Annotated in this window: 12 protein-coding genes and 1 pseudogene; 2 read left to right on the top strand and 11 right to left on the bottom strand. The window is 39.0% G+C overall.

What is annotated here, in order from left to right; all coding sequences use genetic code 11:
* Positions 1-97 precede the first annotated feature (97 nt).
* From ACHLI0_RS15465 to ACHLI0_RS15450, 4 genes are all read right to left on the bottom strand, one after another.
* The gene (locus ACHLI0_RS15465) at positions 98-601 is read right to left on the bottom strand and encodes a DUF3828 domain-containing protein (protein ID WP_008762475.1); all 504 of its coding nucleotides are present in this window, start codon (positions 599-601) and stop codon (positions 98-100) included.
* Positions 602-665: 64 nt separating this feature from the next.
* On the bottom strand, positions 666-1,604 hold the full coding sequence (locus tag ACHLI0_RS15460; RefSeq protein WP_490749603.1) for a TraB/GumN family protein: 939 nt from the start codon (positions 1,602-1,604) through the stop codon (positions 666-668).
* Between the two features lie 77 nt (positions 1,605-1,681).
* Positions 1,682-2,224: a hypothetical protein gene (locus ACHLI0_RS15455; RefSeq protein WP_490749602.1), complete on the bottom strand. Its 543-nt coding sequence runs from the start codon at positions 2,222-2,224 to the stop codon at positions 1,682-1,684.
* On the bottom strand, positions 2,214-2,807 hold the full coding sequence (locus ACHLI0_RS15450) for a tetratricopeptide repeat protein (protein ID WP_217719539.1): 594 nt from the start codon (positions 2,805-2,807) through the stop codon (positions 2,214-2,216). Before ACHLI0_RS15450 ends, ACHLI0_RS15455 begins: the two co-directional genes overlap by 11 nt.
* Before the next feature lie 370 nt (positions 2,808-3,177).
* Between ACHLI0_RS15450 and ACHLI0_RS15445 the strand changes: the two genes are divergently transcribed.
* Positions 3,178-5,733, top strand: a complete 2,556-nt coding sequence (locus ACHLI0_RS15445; RefSeq protein ID WP_490749601.1) for a hypothetical protein — start codon at positions 3,178-3,180, stop codon at positions 5,731-5,733.
* 137 nt (positions 5,734-5,870) lie between these two features.
* On the opposite strand, the gene ACHLI0_RS15440 is transcribed toward ACHLI0_RS15445, so the two are convergent.
* The 5 genes and pseudogenes from ACHLI0_RS15440 to ACHLI0_RS15420 form a co-directional block, all read right to left on the bottom strand.
* On the bottom strand, positions 5,871-6,932 hold the full coding sequence (locus ACHLI0_RS15440; RefSeq protein ID WP_117578046.1) for a DUF4973 domain-containing protein: 1,062 nt from the start codon (positions 6,930-6,932) through the stop codon (positions 5,871-5,873).
* 22 nt (positions 6,933-6,954) lie between these two features.
* Positions 6,955-9,072 carry a RagB/SusD family nutrient uptake outer membrane protein gene (locus ACHLI0_RS15435; protein WP_490749600.1) on the bottom strand — a complete coding sequence of 706 codons (2,118 nt, stop codon included), beginning with the start codon at positions 9,070-9,072 and terminating at the stop codon, positions 6,955-6,957.
* Positions 9,073-9,087: 15 nt separating this feature from the next.
* Positions 9,088-12,210 carry a SusC/RagA family TonB-linked outer membrane protein gene (locus ACHLI0_RS15430; protein ID WP_234119053.1) on the bottom strand — a complete coding sequence of 1,041 codons (3,123 nt, stop codon included), beginning with the start codon at positions 12,208-12,210 and terminating at the stop codon, positions 9,088-9,090.
* Between the two features lie 16 nt (positions 12,211-12,226).
* The gene (locus tag ACHLI0_RS15425; RefSeq protein WP_055220889.1) at positions 12,227-13,783 is read right to left on the bottom strand and encodes an IPT/TIG domain-containing protein; all 1,557 of its coding nucleotides are present in this window, start codon (positions 13,781-13,783) and stop codon (positions 12,227-12,229) included.
* A gap of 57 nt (positions 13,784-13,840) precedes the next feature.
* Positions 13,841-14,443, bottom strand: a pseudogene (locus tag ACHLI0_RS15420) (DUF1793 domain-containing protein); the annotation flags it as partial.
* A 347-nt stretch (positions 14,444-14,790) separates the two neighbouring features.
* Between ACHLI0_RS15420 and ACHLI0_RS15415 the strand changes: the two are divergent.
* Positions 14,791-16,140, top strand: coding sequence for an ATP-binding protein (locus tag ACHLI0_RS15415; RefSeq protein ID WP_008767666.1), 1,350 nt, complete (start codon positions 14,791-14,793; stop codon positions 16,138-16,140).
* Between the two features lie 88 nt (positions 16,141-16,228).
* Here ACHLI0_RS15415 and ACHLI0_RS15410 read toward each other — a convergent pair whose 3' ends face one another.
* Positions 16,229-17,578 (bottom strand): arylsulfatase B, encoded by a 1,350-nt coding sequence (locus ACHLI0_RS15410; protein WP_050547434.1) that lies wholly within the window; start codon positions 17,576-17,578, stop codon positions 16,229-16,231.
* A gap of 41 nt (positions 17,579-17,619) precedes the next feature.
* A partial coding sequence (locus ACHLI0_RS15405) for a sulfatase-like hydrolase/transferase (protein ID WP_490749599.1) occupies positions 17,620-18,727 on the bottom strand: 1,108 nt, incomplete at its 5' end.

The raw sequence follows: 18,727 nt of genomic DNA, 5'->3' as shown, positions 1-18,727 counted from the left end.
AACGAATACTCTTTTCCTCGTTGAATATAGACAAACAGCCCTTTTGCCTAGCGTAAAAGATGCTGTTTGTCTTTTTTCATATCATTTAATGATACGATCAGTTTTCCGGAGTTATATCATCAATCAGATATTGTCCGTCAACGTTAACCACTCTGACCGGGATACTCACGGCACGTTCATACTGGCTGCCTTTAGCCGAAGTATAGTTAACCTCATACCAATTATCATTCAGATGTTTCACCGACAATGTTTTCATGTCATTTTCACCTAAATCTTGCGCACGAATGATCGGATCGGCATCTGTCGCCTCTATCAGCCTATCAACTTTCTCTATCAGCTCTTTGGTCAGAAACTTTTGCTTAATTGAATCCCCAAGTGCGAGAGCTTCTTTACCGGTGGACATGAAACTGGCAGCATAAGCCTCATAAAAGTCTTCAATCATGCCGATGGCTTCTTGTTCAATTCTACTACTGTCCGACACATTCGCCTGTACGTCAGCTGGTTCTGCCGATGTATCCATATTCTTCCGGCTCTGATTGGAACAGGAAAGAAGAAGCATTACGGACTGCAATAATAACAAATGTACAATTCTCAATTTCATAACATTAATGGTTCTTGTTTTAAACTAATATAATACGCAATAAACATCAAGCCTGATCCTATATTTAATCCTTGACGGGAGTAACCGTATATCCCAAAGCCCTTAAACGATGAATTAATCCATATTTGTCTGCATCGCCAATAAGATGTTTAAATCCAACCGCAATTAGTGAGGACTTTTGACCAATATACGCAGGAATCTTCTTCAGCCAATCTTTATTTCTTTCTATAAAAAGCGTATCGTCAACCGATTCCTCTATTTCCAGCTCTTGTGAACCTAACTTAGAAAATATAGACGCAATATATTCATCCGTTAAAGTACTCATTTTCTGCTGACAATACAAAGAATCCATCCATATTCTTTTCTCACGCACCTCGTCAACATAGGTGACAGCTTCAAGCAAAGTTTCCGCCTGCTCTTTCAAACCGACAATGGCATTACTTTCTTCATATTTTTTTAATAGCTCCATATCATCCAACCCTACGATTTCTTTTTGATCTTTCCGGGCTTTCAGCGTTAACTCTATATCCATACATCCATCTTCCGACACCAAAATTTCACTATCCAATAAACGACAAGCTATAAACTCCGGCATGAATTTCTGATATAAAGTCCAGCCTTTTTCTTTTAGTACCGAATCAACATAATGATAATCAGATGAAGAATATAGCATCTGGTATGTAGTATCCACAGGCATTAAATATGTCTCATAATCATCTTCTTTTGACGTTTTTATATTGTCCATCACTTTTTTATCAGTTATATCGATTTCAACAATCAAGCATTCCACCGAATGATAGATATCCCAAAATTGTGGGACAGAATCTAAAAAGCCCAATTTTATGGTGTGATTTGTACCCAACAAATAAGAAGGCGTCTCCAAACCATTACCCGAAATCTTCCACAAAATAGCATCTTCTATTTTGGATTTAGAGCTACCACATGACATACTTCCGATCCAAAGTATAGAGAAACAGATAATGAAAAGAAACTTTATTTTCATGACAATTAGGATTTTGTTTGAGATGATGTACACAGAACAATAAAAGTAAATTGAAATATAAGAATCAGATTTCCAAACTAATCAGCCTCCCCCTTCAGAATCTCTTCAGTTTTATCCTGACCGGTATAAAAATCTATATTTGCAAAATAACACAAATATTTCCAGAAATAAAGCGTCAGGAACATTCGCACATCACGATCTGTTTTAAAATCACTGCAAAAATGATCCGTGTTCCTAGCTATTTCCTCAAATATCATAACCGAAGAAACTCCTCCTGTCGCATTTTCCGCTTTGACATACGCTTTCAAGGCCGGATGAATGGCCGGTTCCAATTCTCTTTGCCAATATGTGAAACCATCCAACCGTTTCTTAAACGGCAAAATTATAGACTCAACCTGAGCTTTCATATACGCATATTGTAGTGAATCGGCAACAAGGTTAAGAGAGCCACCATACTCCTGCTGATTCTTAGATGCTTGTTGATAAGCATCAGACTGACGATATTCTAACGGAGAAACACCATCCGGAACAAACAGCGTGCAAGAATCATTCAGAATAGCTCCATCAACAAAATAGGAATGAAGTAAACCACCCGCAATCCCTATGTTTTCATTTACCACCTAGCATCTCATGAATTACATCCTCTCTTTTATTGCCAAGTTCATCTATCAACTTTTTCGTGTGTTGTCTTATTGCTGGACTGAAGATTTGGGGATACTCCTTTTCGATTTCATCCAAAGAATAATTTTTGTTATCCCTCAAAAAGAGTACGAATACATAATTCATCAGGTCTGCTTCAGTTGGTTTCTCCTTCAAGCGTTTTTCGAAAAGAGAGGCAGCTTGTTTGTAAGCATCCATAGCCAGACTCTTTTTAGCATTCTCTTCCAGCATCATTCCTTTACCTAAAATATAGTAAGGATCATCCGGAGAGAATTTCTCCATTTGCAATATGGTTTGCAGTGCTTTCTCCTTCTGCCCCAACGCCATTAAGTATTTAACCTTATTTGCATATGCCAGTTTGTATGAAGGCTCCAAAGCTATCGCCTCATCTGAAAGATGAATTGCCTTATTTAAAGAATCGGAATCATTAAAGAAACCCGCAGTTTTCACTGATTGATTATTCTTCTCAACTGCTTTGGGAGAAATCTGAGCTATCGCAAAACTCGTGTTCGTACATAAAAGCAAAATAATAAGTGTTCTCATAATTCTATTTATTATCATTGATTAGATTTTGTTTAATGTGATACACAAAGAACGACAAAAAACAATGAAAACACGAACATTTTCTATTCAAAAAATGATAAAATCTATTCAACAATAAAAATAAGGCAGCCTTTCTCATTCAGTACAAACGAATTTTGATAAAAAGAATTATCAACATGAAACAGCAATCCGATTAGTATTTATAGAGTAATGAACAGTTTCTTTCTTAGATTGAACGTTTTTTTTCCTTCTTTATTCATCGAAACCGCTATCTTTGTAGTAGTTCACATGATACTAAAATAGCACGGAGAAAGTGCTGAACATAAAAATCATACAATAAAATAGACAACTAAAAATAGACAGCACTCATATGAAAAACAAACCGTTATTATTTTTACTCTCAGTATGCGGACTTTTAGCAATCTCTGCACGTGGAGAAAATCCACCCGCTAAAGTGATATTCGAACAGTACATGAATCAAGCTCAAACTTTTGCCGATAACTATCCGCGTGAAAAAGCATATCTGCATTTTGACAATACAAGTTATTATGTGGGCGACACGATATGGTTTAAAGCATATGTCACTCTTGCCGAAAAACAAGTTTTCAGCTCAATCAGCCGTCCTTTGTATGTGGAACTGGTGGATCAGGCAGGGCACGTTACTGATAAACAGATCATTAAACTATCACAAGGAGAAGGAAGCGGGCAGTTTATACTCCCCCAGTCAATGCTATCCGGTTATTACGAAGTACGTGCTTACACCCGCTGGATGCTTGCATTCAGTGATCCGCAGTACTTTTCACGTACTCTCCCTATCTATCAGCTTTCTCATAGCGATCAGTTGGAGCGTAGCATCAGCACATACGAATTGAGTCCTTCGATGGAGAAAAGGCCGGAAGAAACAAGAGAGAAGTTGAGCCTGCGTTTCTTTCCGGAAGGAGGACAGTTAGTCGAAGGGGTAACTTCGCAGGTTGCTTTCAAAGCAGAAAGCAAAAATGAAGGAAACCTTCAATTATCAGGAACACTTTATACCAAAGAGGGGCAAGAAATCACCTCTTTTGAAACTTTACACGATGGAATGGGAGCTTTTGAATATACGCCTTCTGCTCTGCCGGCAATTGCTAAAGTAAACTTTCAAGGAAAGAAGTACGAATTTAACCTCCCTAAAGCATTGCCAAACGGGTATGTTCTGAAAGTAGACAACAATGCAGGGGCTATTTCTGTGACGGTATCATGTAATGTAGCGACCCCGCAGGATACATTAGCTGTTTTTATAAGCCATCAGGGACGTCCCCATGCCTATCAGCTCATCCACTGTCAGGCAAATGAGCCTCAGCAATTTACTGTATTGTCGCGCAAATTACCGGCAGGAGTCTTACAAATCAGTCTGCTCAATCGTGCCGGAAATACTTTATGCGACCGCTTTGTCTTTGCTTCTCCACGGGCTCCTTTGCAAATCTCGCCCAAAGGTTTAAAAGAGATTTACGCTCCTTATGCTCCCATCCGCTGCGAACTGCAGTTGAACAACGCCATAGGAGAACCGATGCCCGGCAAATTATCAGTCAGTATCCGTGATGCCGTCCGCTCTGATTATATGGAATATGATAACAATATCTTCACCGACCTCCTGCTTACATCGGACTTGAAAGGCTACATTCATCAACCCGGCTACTACTTCACAGAGAGTTCTCTCCGGAAACAGAAGGAACTGGATATACTGTTAATGGTACACGGATGGCGTAAATATGATATGACACAACAGATCGGTATCAGCCCATTCACCCCACTCCAGTTGCCAGAAAGCCAACTGATACTTTATGGACAAGTCAAATCTACGATTCTCAAAAACAAGCTGAAGGATATAGCTCTCAGCGTAATGGTGAAGAGAGATGCAGAGATTATTACCGGTCAGACCGTTACGGATGAGAACGGACATTTCAGCATTCCGCTGGAAGATTTCGAGGGATCAATGGAAGCTGTCATCCAGACTCGCAAAGTGGGAAAAGAACGAAATAAGGACGCTTCTATTCTCATCGACCGGCATTTCTCGCCTGCTACGCGTGCATACGGTTACAAAGAGTTGCACCCGGAGTGGAGCAACATAGCCCACTGGCAACAGGAAGCTGAAAAATTCGACTCTTTATATATGGATTCCATCCGCCGGGTGGACGGACTTTATCTTTTGGACGAAGTTGAAATCAAAAGTAAGCGGCGCCGTCAAAGTACGAATATGGCGACTAAAATTAATGAGCAAAGTATTGATGCCTACTATGATATACGCCAGGCTGTCGATCAGCTTCGCGATAATGGCAAAGTTGTCACCACTATCCCGGAAGTAATGGAAAAATTAAATCCACTCTTTTACTGGGACCGTAAAGATAACAGTTGTACCTATCGTCAGAAACCGATCTGTTATATTATGGATAACAAAATTCTATCGTCGACAGAAGTAAACATGATGCTGACTGAAATAGATGGTTTGGCTTCTATTATCATCAGTAAAGGCACAGGAGGAGTAGATGATGAAATTATCCAGAATACCAAAATGTCTAATTCCAATGATGTAGATGTATCAGAACTGGACAAATATAGCATTTTCTACCTCATTCCATTGCCCAGACATGATGTTCTGAATAAACACGAGACTGCAGCTCTTGGTACCCGACAGACTGTTATGCAGGGATATACACCGGCATTAGAATATTATTCGCCAGCTTATCCGGACAAAGAATTATACATGGATAAAGCAGATAAAAGACGAACTCTTTACTGGAATCCGTCTGTACAGACGGATGAAAATGGAAAAGCAGTGATCGAATGTTACAATAATCAGTATTCCACACCGTTGATTATTCAAGCTGAGACACTGAGTAATGACGGGAAGCTAGGGAGCGTGACGTATTCTACAGTTGCAGAAACGAAATAGTACGCTTCAGGATATTTGACAAAAAACGGCACACAATCAGTCCTAAAATAACTTTTCAAAATAAGAGAAGAGGATGAATTCAATGGCTTTTGAACTTCACCCTCTTCTTGATTCGTTAGATTAGCGATTAACAGGAACTACCATTCAATAGCTTGATCTTCGTCCGGAATCTGAGTATTGATATCACGTGATAATGTCAATGTGCCTTTTACATGATAGCGAATGATGGTACCTTCCACTGGTATATAATTGAAATAATAATCAACATTATTAATTATTACATAACGGTGTTCCAGATAAGGCTTCGCGTCATCCATTGATGAAGAAATACGAAATGAAGGAGTCACGTCCTCGTTTAATTCAAATCCAATCTCTTCTGCATTATCACAGGAAATAGTAACCGAACCATTTGTCTCGCCATTAAAAGCAAATTTGATTTTATACTTTCTACGGTCTGTATAATCCTCATCTACTATTCCTGCATACGTAAAAATAGTCTGTTCATCTATCACATACCCTCTTATTGACGATTTTGTGATAGATTCTGCTGTTTCTATCGGTTTACCATTTCCATCATATCCCGTCACCACCTTGTTGGTTATCCCTGTACCAGAATAATCGCCAGAGTAATCATTAAATGGGAAGATTCTCAATATTGCCTTAGCATAATCTTTACGTGGATGAGCTACGTAGTTGTAAGCCGCATCGTCTACAATCTGCAATGGAAGTACCCATTTTTCTGACATATCAATGTTGCGAAAATCAAATTTAAGATCCAGCAAACCTTTATTTTCTCCTGCTTTTATCTGTAGAGATTCTGGATATGAAGCGTATGCCAATCCTTCTGCTCCCATATCCTCATAATATAGTTCTGTACGTGTAGCGTAACGAGCGTAATTCAAAATATTCAATGTATCAGCATCATGTGCTACGTGTACAGTGACATTACTTGGATTATCAGTAGAACCACTGACAAGTATCGGTAACTGATAATTGGACCTCCCTTCTCCTCCTTCTGCATAATTTCCTTCTGCATCATGGCGGCTATAAGGTACATATATATTCGTCACTCCCTTACTATCCAGTTGTGAACTGAAAGAAATGTAGTGCTCATATTGTTCATCTTCCCATTCCGAATTGCAGGAAGTTCCCAACATTGTCATTGCAGCCAAAGCTGCCAAAGTATATATTTTCTTCATATATAAGTCTTTATGTTTAGAATTAATCATACATTGTCCATCCTGGGTTCTGTGTTAAACGTGAATTACGTTTCAACTCACTATGTTTGATAGGCCATAACCATAGCTTTTCCGAGAAAGTAGACGGGAGATTGTAAACAGGAATTGCCGAATGGAATTCGTCTCTCTTAGCTTCACCAACAAAGACATTACAACCGTATATTTGCAGAGATTCTTCTACTGGTGCATCTTTCCAACGGCGAATATCAAAGTAACGTTTTCCTTCGCCCATCAACTCTATCATACGTTCACGTTTTAATGCTTTACGCATATCATCAACCCCACTCTGCAGATAAAATTCGTCTGGATAGTCAGGTAACCCAGCACGAATACGTACCGGATGAATACCTCTTTCCATTTGTTCTTTATCACGGCTAATAGTGTAGGTTGTCGCCTCATTCCAAGAAGGTATATTGTATGTTCCAGTCAACTCATTCAATGCTTCTGCATAAAGCAGTAGAATATCCGCATAGCGAATTGCTGTTTCAGCTTTCGCAACATAATTGCCAGGATAGTCGTTTGGATGAACAAACTTTTTAATTCCTATACCTGTACGCAAGTAGAAACCGTCATTACGATAACCATCGGAACTTCCAAAGTAGTACCAAACCTGTTGATTTACATCGGCAGGTTTGCTTTCAGTCTGGCTCAAATAATACCAGGTACAGCCATTATAAGCAACAGAAGCATAGAATCGTGGTTCGCGTTCTACATATTGCAAAGAAACATTCATCCCAGTTTTAGCCTGATCGTTATCTCCTTTCTTCGGATCATATTTCCAACCTAATTCCGGATATTTATTATCCTTCAAGTCTTGCAAATCAGTAAATCCGGTTCTACGTTCACGAGTATCTACAATACCTTGATAATTAGCTACTCCTTGATACATAGAGTTCATACCTGGCTCATTACTACCATTATTCATATAATATGCATCCAGCATTTTCTGTGTCATACCATGACAGTTCCAGCCGCCATCATCCTTGGGCATCTGATGAAGTACCAACATATCTATATTTGTTGCACCACGTGTAAATATCAGTTCTTTATTGTTTGCAGGTAATATAGTACCATCAAAGATAGTACGATATGATCTGAGCGGGTCAATATTTGTCCATCCTTTTGGCCAGGGGTAATTGGAAAACTCGCCATCAGCCGGTGGAGTAACAGTCGGACGTTCAGAAGGTCCATTATCAGATGTTGATTTATTTACAATATTCAACTCATAAACATCTAAATCGATGACATCACGGCAAGCGGCAGCAGCTTTTGCCCATTTTTCTTCACTATATTCGGAAGAAAGCAAACGACGCCCTTCGTCATCTACCAATTGCTGCGCATATTCATCATTATTTCCATTAGCAAACGGACTAGCTGCAAAAATCAGTGCATAAGCACGAACTGCCAATGCAGCTCCACGAGTAGGTCGGCCTATAGCATAATTATCAGTACGACGGTCATATTGTAACTCTTTAGTAGCCTGTACCATTTCGTCACTGATATATTGTGCCACTTCTTCGTATGAGCTACGTGGAGTAGCTATTTGATCATAACTTTGAGTATAATCCACTCCTTCGTCCGGCATAATAGGCACTGGACCATAACGACGTAAGAGCAACCAGTAATAGTAAGCACGAACAAAACGAGCCTGCCCCTTATAATCTAGTATTTCCCAATTAGCCATCTCTTGACACCGGTCAACATTATGGATAAATACTGATGCTTGGAAAATTCCTTTATAACATGCCCCCCATGCCCCAACATTATAAGTATTCTCATCATATTCTCCTAACTTGAACATATTATATGACAATTCATTCTTTGTTGCATCGATTGTCTTATCGCGGTCACCATAATACATATCATCTGAAAAACAAAACGAATTCTCACTTGGCCCTTTAGTCGTCACCTCATAGTTTTCATTTTTTATAAATGAAAAAGCATAAGCTAACCATTCTTCCACATGATCCTTGCTTTCGAAAGTTTTCTCCAGTGTCAGACGATCCTTAAAATATTTCTCCGAATTCAGGTAATCAGAGCAAGAAGAAATTACTCCCATCCCTAATACGGTTAATAATAACATATAAATCTTCTTTATCATAATCTCTTAGTATTTTTATAAGTTAACAGATAAACCCATAGTAACCGATTTTGTTAGCGGATAGGCTTCACCCCGCGGATTGCCAGTTTCCGGGTCCCATGTTTTGAACTTAGACCATGTAATCAGGTTTGATCCTGCAATATAGATACGAATATTATTGAAATGCAGTTTATTGACTATGCTTTTTGGCAAAGTATAACCGATATCCAGATTCTTCAAACGAATATATCGACCATCACGCATCCAATAAGTAGAGGTTTGTTGGTTGTTTTTATTTTCCCCATAAGTTAAACGCGGATATGTTGCATTGGGGTTCTCATTAGCATGCAATCCCAGTTTGGCAGCAGTCTCTGAATCTACCCAACGATCACTTATCATATCTTTAAAGATATTTCCCCAGTCACTTTCGCTGAATGCATATACACACTTACCATAAATAGGGAAAGTGGATTTACCGGCACCTTGGAAATGAACATTTATATCAATTCCTTTCCATGCGAAAGATGCCCCTATACCATATACTAAGTTTGGAGTGGTAGTAGCACCAATAGCAACTTTATCATTATCGTTTACAACACCATCACCATTTACATCTTTATATTTGATATCTCCAGGCTGCACTGTACCGAACTCTTGTTTCGGGCTGGTACGAATATCATCGTAATCAGCAAACAATCCTTCAGCTATCAATCCTTTAACTTGATCTACACGATACCCTTTTTGATATAAATAGGAATAGACTTGATTCTCTTCATCCTTTTCGAGCACTTCATTCTTACTATAAGTTATATTCCCACGAATAGTCATATCCACCTCACCCAGTTTCTGCTTAAGAGCAAAATTGCCATCAAAACCTTGAGATTTCACTTCACCTACATTCGCTTTTGGTTTACTCTCGAGACCTGCAATTTCAGGCAAGAACTCGCGTGTCAAAAAGATACCTGTACGTTTTTCGTGGAAATAGTCAACCGTCGCTGTAAATTTGTCATTAAATAAAGAAAGATCAATACCCAAGTCATCCTTGGTCGCAACTTCCCAGGTAATACCATTAGAAGCCATCTGAGTGTAATGAGTTCCTATGAATGATTTTCCATAATCACCAAATCCCCAGTTATATACATAATTAGGCTTTCCTTCGCTATTATATCCTGTAGTGGCTATAGTATATAAGTATGGAAAACGGTTATTATCTCCAATATTATCATTACCTACCTTACCATGAGAGTAACGTATTTTAAACATATTCATCCATTTCAGGTTATTCTTAACAAATGACTCTTCGGCAACGTTCCATGCAAGAGAAAAAGCCGGGAAGAAACCGAATTGATTTCCTGGTGCAAAATTTTCCGATCCGGTATAACCAAAATTAAAATCAACAAAGTAACGATAGTTCCAGTTATAAGTAAATCGTCCAGCTAACCCTTGATTACGTTTTGATACTCCATTCTTGATATCCGTACCAATGTCTACTGTCCGCTTCTCACTATCTTGTGTGTAACGGAAAGTAACTCCTCCATGATGATTTCCGAAAGCACGTTCCCAGCTTAACAGTAAATCAAGGAATTCACGACGTTTGCCAGAGCTACCACTTGATTGTGTCATGTCATATGCGGAAAACATTTTCTCATAAATAATCTCTCCCGTTTCTTGTCTACGTCCGTTCGCTTTATACAAATCTGGTTGACGATGACGATTAATCCAGTTACTGTTGTCTGTATCGTAACCAAAACGCCCTACGAACTTCAATCCCTTGGTAATGAAATCAAAATTTTGTTCTAATGTAACATTAGTTTGTACATTATTCTGCCAATCTTCATTGTATCCAGTTTGCGTAGATGCAACCCAGGGATTAAGTTTGTTTACGTTATCCCGGTGGGAAATAGGCGCGTATCCATTGGAATAGTATACAGGCGTTGCAATAGGATTGTATCCGAAAAGCATACCCCATAACATCTCGTTATCAGCCAGTCCTGGACTATTACGTTTGGCTAATGAACCTGCTATACCTAGTTTCAATAAAGTCGATTTGGTGATATCTATATCAACATTCATACGATAATTCCACTTTTTATAGTTGGCATTTGTATCGTAATCATCACGTAACGTTTGGTCTGTGTTATACATACCTTGATCTTCCGTATAGCTTGCAGAAACAAAATAACGAGCAGTGTTACCACCACCATTCATGTTCAAGTTAGCGCGATAACTCCATGCTCCGTTTTTTAGGATCAAATCCATCCAGTCCACATTCGGATAGAAATCCGGATCCATTTGTGTACGAAATAACTCTAATTCTTCCGGTTGATAGGCCATTCCTAAATTTCGAGTCACTAATGCTTCGTTCATCAGACTGGCGTAAGAAAGACCGTCTACAAATTCCGGAGTGATGGTACGCGTATTATAAGAAGTTTCTACCTTGGCATCTATATTGATTTTTCCAGCTTTACCACGTTTTGTTGTAATCAATACTACACCATTTGCACCTTTAGAACCATAAATAGCAGTAGCTGACGCATCTTTCAATACTGTGAATGATTCGATGTCCTCGATATTAAGTTCATCCAAACTGCTACGTTCAAAGCCATCCACCAGAATGTAAGCACTTGAACTGGCTCCAAAAGTAGAAATACCACGTATCCAAAACTCAGAAGTACTTTTTCCCGGTTGTCCAGAAGTTTGTCGGGCAATAATACCCGGAACATTACCGGCCAAGGCGTTAGACATATTGGAAGTAGGGAAACGTTTTAAATCTCCCACATTCACATTGGTTACAGCTCCCGTCACTGTCAGTTTTTTCTGTGCCCCCATACCAGTTACCACAACCTCATCCAGTACACTGGCCTCTGATTCTTTCATCTTTACATTAACTGTATGCTGTTCTTTTACAAGTACTTCCACATCATCATATCCGATGTATGAGAAGACTAGTCGATGATAAGGTTCCATCTTTATAGAAAAATTACCATTGATATCTGTAATGGTTCCCAAACCTGCTACATCCTTTACAGTGATATTAACACCAATCATCGGCTCATCTTGTGTGTCGGTAACCGTACCAGTCACGGTAATTGTTTGTTGTGCTGAAATCGTCAATGGGACAACTAGCATCAACAAAAAAATGGCTAAATATTTTTTCATAATCTGATAAATGTGTTTATTCGTTAGATTCCACTGTTGATTCATCTTCCGGCATATTCTCGTCACCGGCTACATTCTCTTCTTGCTCCATTGAAATAGTGCGAATAGTATGTCCCACCTGATCATGTACATAAAAAATATCTTTCGCATCATCGTAAACAAGTCCACTTACATCACGGAAACGAGCCACTTCTCGTAGGTCACCATCATCAGTTCCCCATTGGTTTCCGTCAGCTAAGGAAGTTGACGCTCCTCGTCCCGCATAAGTCGATACGATACCTTCTGGAGTTACTTTACGCACACAGAAGTTTAATCGATCTACAAAATAGAAATCATACTCTTCTTCACCAGTGTAATCCGGATTTTTCACAAATACTCCTTGACACGGATTGTGCATACGGGCCTCAGTTCCTACATCATCCCTATAACCTGTCTGTTTATATCCCCCGACAAAATTATACGGTGTGATAAATTCCTTTTTTATCTCGTCATAGTCGGAACGCATGAAATAATGATTGTTAATCACACCAAAATAAGCATACTTTCCAGTAGGATGAATGAAAATCTGAAATTCCCAACTTGGGTCAGCAATAGTGAATAACTGCTTAAAAGTATTAGGATTGTTCTTTACTATAGGATCCCAACTTCCACCATTCTTAATAGTTTTAAAGTAATCAACCAAGTCTAAACGAAATACTTGTCCCTTTTCATAACTATTAAAATATAATTCTCCGTTGATTGGATGAATAGTAGCTCCATTACATTGTTTGTAAGCAGCTATCAATTGTATATCAGATCTATCATCGAATGTACCATCCGCATTACGTCTAATAATATATACACTAGGACTTTCATCTCCCTTACCATCATAATCAATAGCTACAATCATATATTCCGCCTCATCAGCATATCCTTCTATCTTCTTATTGAAAGCAATGCTTCGTATACGATTAGTAGGTATAGTATTGATATTCAAAGGAGAAGAAAGCATACGATTTTTTAAATCGATCAACTGTATAGCTTTATGTCCATCGTAACAAATATACAAATGATCCTTATTCAACGGATCAAAAGCTAATCGTCCGTTATCGCTAAAGCCACAGCATTTGACACCTTCCGGTCCATCAAATGGTCCGTCTCTCCAACCTTGATCATCACGATTATTGCGATAGCCACAAAGCGTACCTACCACCATCTTTTTCTCATAGCTAAAAGTAGTACTCGCAGTCGTTGTTACTGCATTCTCTCCTTCTCCTACAGTGATTTCAATTTCACCACTAAAAGCTCCTGAAGGAACAAAACAGTAAACATAAGTACTTTTTACATTAATAACAATAGCATCTTTGCCACCAATCTTCACTTTTACCTTCGAAGCATCTGTTCCGAAATTTTCACCATAAATCAATAGTTTCTGATAGGCTCCTCCTTCTTTCGGAGTAAAATCAGAAATTGCTACAGGTTTTGATGGATCAAAGGCTCCAGTCTCTACATTGTCATCGTCCTTACAACTACAAATGCAAATCGTGAATAATGCCAGCAATATCCACCGCCATTCCTTCAATACTTTTTTCATTTTACATTTCATGTTTTTCATTCTAGTTAATAATAAATGTATAGTTAATTAAACATTTCATCGAGTTTTGTCCATTAACACTTGCATCCAGTATCCTCCAATAACCGAACGCGCTTTAAACCCAACCCATTCACCACTATCTGTATGATGCCAATCACTAATAGGTACCCGTGAAGTCGTTTCATTGATATATTTATAGAGTGGATCAATGAATTTCTTGAAAGTTTCTAAATCTGGAGACATAGCAGCTGTCCACATAATCCAGTCAGACTTAGTATACTCTTTGCGAGAGTCTAATGGTAATCCATAAGGATTCTGTTTCATTAAATAATAGTTAATTTCTTTGTCGATTACATTATTCGGGAATAAATTCAAATTCCACATTTTATCCCAAATAATATTATATTTCTGGCTCCAGGTATTCTCACGGTCGAAAGCAAGACGATAGTGATCACCTTCATTTGCCATTTCTTCCCATTTCACCGCCATTTTCTTGGCTATACCTGCATATTTCTCTGCAACATCATATAAGCCAAGCATGTGCGCCATTTCGCTATATCCGGCTACCCCCATGATCGCTTTTACCGAAAGGTTCGCATTATGAGCCCAATGACCGGCGAAGTCATCAGTGCATAATTGGTTCTCCGGGTCCTGTCCAAACCGTATAGCAAGGTTGTAAACGGCATATTATCAACGGTTTAATTCGGTAACGTATTGTATTTGTGTTGTTCTAACTCAATCTTTATGCTATTTATCAATAGTACTATGTCAACAAATTTGCATTATCTCCTCTAATCCGATTCATATACCCCCATGTTATAAAAATGTTTGGACATATAGAAAGATATGTTATAACGGAATTAGAAACTTAATCTGCATTACTTAAAGAATTATAATATAGGATGAAACATTCATAATTTGCATGCTAAAATTGATTGTTCTCAATTTATTTTGTATTTTCGCAACAGCGGTTGAGTCAATGGCCGTTGAGAAAACAAATCATCATTATGAAATTCTATAATAGAGAAAAAGAAGTTGCGGAATTGAAGCGTGTGCAAGAGCTTGCATTTACTCAAAATTCCAGAATGATTGTGGTCACAGGACGTAGACGCATTGGTAAAACCAGTCTCATAAAGGAGGCTTTGAAAGGAACGCCTACAGTTTATTTATTCATTGGAAGAAAAGCTGAAAGCATATTAGTTACTGATTTTGTAAAGATAGTACGTGAAACTCTATCCATATTCGTTCCTGAAGGAATACCTACTTTTACCAATTTGATGCAATATCTTTTTGAAGTTGGTAAAACACGTGCTTTTAATATTGTCATAGATGAATTTCAAGAGTTTTATAATATCCGACCTGACGTCTTTAGTGATATGCAGAATCTTTGGGATGAGTATAAACAAGAAACTAAAATAAATTTGGTCATCAGTGGTTCTGTGTACTCCTTAATGCAGAAAATATTCACTGATCATAATGAACCCCTATTTGGGCGTGCTGACAATATTTTATGTCTGCGTGCTTTTAAGATCGGTGTCCTGAAACAAATAATGGAGGATCTTGCTTCCGGATATAGCAATGATGACTTATTAGCTTTATACACGTTGACAGGAGGAATCCCTAAATATGTAGAGTTGTTTTGTGATAACCAAGCGCTTACTATAGATAAGATGTATGACTTTGTCTTTTCGGAAAACTCCTTGTTTATAGATGAAGGACGTAATTTATTGATAACTGAGTTTGGGAAAAACTATGGTACCTATTTTTCCATTTTGTCAGAAATCGCCAACGGGCACTATACGCAAGGCGAGATAGAATCGGCATTGGGCGGTACAGCTATCGGAGGTTATTTAAGCAAACTGGAGAATGTATACAATTTAATAACCCGGGAACGTCCTATTTTTGCAAAACCCGGAACTAAGAAAAATGTACGATATGTTATTGGTGATAATTTCTTGAATTTCTGGTTTAAATATATTGAGCAGAATCGCTCTTATATTGAATTACAGAATTTTGATGATTTGAGACAATTAGCAAAAGCTGATTATCCGACCTATTCAGGTAGGGTGTTAGAGAAATACTTCAAACAGAAACTGGCAGAAACCGGAGGTTTCAAGGAAATAGGCTCTTGGTGGGAAACAAAAAGTTCTATTGGCAAACAACGAATAAATTCTTATGAAATAGATATTGTTGCTCTTAAATCCAGTGGTAAGAAAGCTCTTATTGCTGAAGTTAAACGAGTTCCTGAGAACAACTATAGCCATACTGTTTTCATGGAGAAAGTGGAACATTTAAAACAAAAAGAAATGTCTAAATATGATATTGAGACACAAGTTCTGGGATTGAAAGATATGTAAATATAATAAAGAGGCTGTCTTATAATTGAGTAGTCTCTCGAATTAATAACACATACCCTGCATTTCGGAATGCCTCGGCCCGATTCATTCAGCGTGTTACTTTCCACTCCACAGGTGCTTTAAACCCCTCACGTCCTTTACCATAAGGAATCTCGGGTAAACAAGGAGTAATGGTATCATATTTCAGAGCAACCTGATACAAAGATCTCACAATCTGTTCATTTCCATTAGAAGCATTCTTTTTCTCGTAAGGGTCTGTTTGATAGTCTACCAGAAAGTCTTGTGGCAAATTCAATCCCGGCTTACGCCCTTTTCTGATCAATTTATAGTCTTTGTTCACAACAGCTCCACATCCCAAATAGAAATTACGGTCAATACAACTGGTACTACCTATTAACAACGGAAGTATACTGATTCCGTCATACGCACGTTCCGGACGATTCTTATCTCCTACTAACTCTTTCAATGTCGGAACGATATCTACAAATCCAGTCACTTGAGAACTCAGATTCTTATAGTTACTTTCCGCCCTTTTCCAATAAAAGACAGCCGGCACACGCACACCTCCGTCCCATTCGTCAAACTTCCTGCCCCGTAGTTTGCCGGATGACGATCCCGGTACACCGGCGGGACCATTATCACTAAAAAAGATCAAAAATGTATTATCCATTATCCCTTTTTTCTTCAAAGCATCCACAATCGTACCAATTCCTCTATCCATACAGGACACCATTGCCTGATACGTTACTCTCTTCTGCTCTTTCGGTGTCAGACTACCAAAGTCATCACAATAAAGTTCTATATCTTTTTCCTGCGCTTGCAACGGTGTATGAGGGGCATTATAAGCTACATACAACAAGAACGGACCTTCTTTCTCATAAGTATTGATGCATCTGACAGCTTCTTGGGTAATCAATTCAGTAGAATATCCTTTATCATAACAAGTCTCCCAGTCATTGTGCCAATCCAATTCTCCTTCACGCATATGATCGAAATAATCAATTGCACCATTCAGATGCCCGTAAAAGTGGGAAAAGCCTCTATTTATCGGGTAATGTACCTTCCGGGTATGTCCCAAATGCCATTTGCCGATAATGGCTCTGTTACTATATCCGTTACGTGCCAACATATCGGCCAGAGTTTCTTCATTTTCATCCAATCCGTCTTCACGCCAAGGCGGAATAACGGTTGTACGTATGCCAAATCTATTGGGATAACGCCCTGTCATAAGTCCGGCACGAGTGGGCGTACTGATAGGAGCTGTATAGAACCGATCCAGTACAACTCCTTCTGCTGCCAAAGCGTTCAGACAAGGAGTTTTTATCTCGCTGCCATGAAATCCGACATCTCCCCATCCCAAATCGTCAGCAAGTACAATAACGATATTAGGGCGTTCTACCTGCTGTGCAAACGACAATGTAGTTGCACTTACTACCATAGACGCCCCCAAGATCAGTTTATTCATTATCTGTCCTTCTTTTATTTTTTCGGATGTTTCGGTAAAACAAAGTTTGCATGCGCCCAACGCTCCCATTCCGTAACCAATCTTGTCAATACTTCCGGATGCTGTTCTGCCACATTAAAGCGTTCTGTCCGATCTTTTACGACATCATACAGTTCCCATTCCTTGCCTTTTTCATCACGGATAGCCTTCCAATCTCTCCAGCGGATCGCTCTGTTGTTCTGATGCTCCCAATACATATATTCATGCAAGGAGTCCGTTTTCTTATGGACAGCAGGAAAAAGACTGCTGCCGACCAACGGATAAATTTTATTTCCTCCATGATAAGTCTCCGGATATTTAGCTCCGGTTGCTTCTAAAATAGTCGGCATGATGTCCGGCAAATATCCGGGAACACGACACCACTTACCTTTCTTATTCCCTAATGCTCCTTTCCACGACAGAATAAGAGGAGTAGAAATGCCACCTTCATAAGCACGGCATTTATATTTTCGGAAAGGAGTATTAGAAACCTGCGCCCACGCCCTGCCATAAGTCGGCGCAAAACTCGAAGCCGGATTATTCACTTCCTCCACCTTTCCTCCTCCCAGCTCTTCATAAGGTTCGGCACAAGCACCATTGTCGGACATGAACAAAATAAGAGTATTGTCCATTTTATGATTCTTCTTTAAGCAATCAATCAGTTTGCCGATATTGTAATCTACACAATGCACCTGAGCTGCATATACAGCCATCCGATAAGCGACTTGGTCCTTTTCCTGTTCTGTCAGTTCGTCCCATTTCCGGTTTTCCCATTCGGCAAAGTCTGTATTTGAATCAATAATCCCCATCTTTGCCATCCGTTTACGCCGTGCTTCCCGAATTTCATCCCAACCTTTCTTACGATATATCTTTGTAAATTTCTGTATATCTTTCTCTTTCGCATGTAGCGGCCAATGAGGAGCATTGAAAGCCAAATAGAGAAAGAAAGGGCGGTCATCCTTTTGTTCATCCACAAACTGGATAGCATAATCAGCAAAAGCATCCGTCGTATAATAAGGCGCATCCGGAGCCGGAAGTTTGGTGTTATCCAGCGTCAGCCCACGTCCTCCCGATGGACGAAGATAGCTGCATGCCCCGAAAGAA

It is taken from the genome of Bacteroides sp. RCH18 (assembly GCF_058231005.1).
The sequence above is the reverse complement of the archived record's forward strand: the minus strand, read 5'-3'. Positions and strand labels throughout refer to the sequence as shown.

Coding starts and splice junctions, on each gene's coding strand:
- ACHLI0_RS15435 (WP_490749600.1), bottom strand. CDS start 9,072: ATGATAAAGAAGATTTATATGTTATTATTAACCGTATTAGGGATGGGA.
- ACHLI0_RS15460 (WP_490749603.1), bottom strand. CDS start 1,604: ATGAAAATAAAGTTTCTTTTCATTATCTGTTTCTCTATACTTTGGATC.
- ACHLI0_RS15465 (WP_008762475.1), bottom strand. CDS start 601: ATGAAATTGAGAATTGTACATTTGTTATTATTGCAGTCCGTAATGCTT.
- ACHLI0_RS15440 (WP_117578046.1), bottom strand. CDS start 6,932: ATGAAGAAAATATATACTTTGGCAGCTTTGGCTGCAATGACAATGTTG.
- ACHLI0_RS15430 (WP_234119053.1), bottom strand. CDS start 12,210: ATGAAAAAATATTTAGCCATTTTTTTGTTGATGCTAGTTGTCCCATTG.
- ACHLI0_RS15425 (WP_055220889.1), bottom strand. CDS start 13,783: ATGAAAAAAGTATTGAAGGAATGGCGGTGGATATTGCTGGCATTATTC.
- ACHLI0_RS15410 (WP_050547434.1), bottom strand. CDS start 17,578: ATGGTAGTAAGTGCAACTACATTGTCGTTTGCACAGCAGGTAGAACGC.
- ACHLI0_RS15450 (WP_217719539.1), bottom strand. CDS start 2,807: ATGAGAACACTTATTATTTTGCTTTTATGTACGAACACGAGTTTTGCG.
- ACHLI0_RS15415 (WP_008767666.1), top strand. CDS start 14,791: ATGAAATTCTATAATAGAGAAAAAGAAGTTGCGGAATTGAAGCGTGTG.
- ACHLI0_RS15445 (WP_490749601.1), top strand. CDS start 3,178: ATGAAAAACAAACCGTTATTATTTTTACTCTCAGTATGCGGACTTTTA.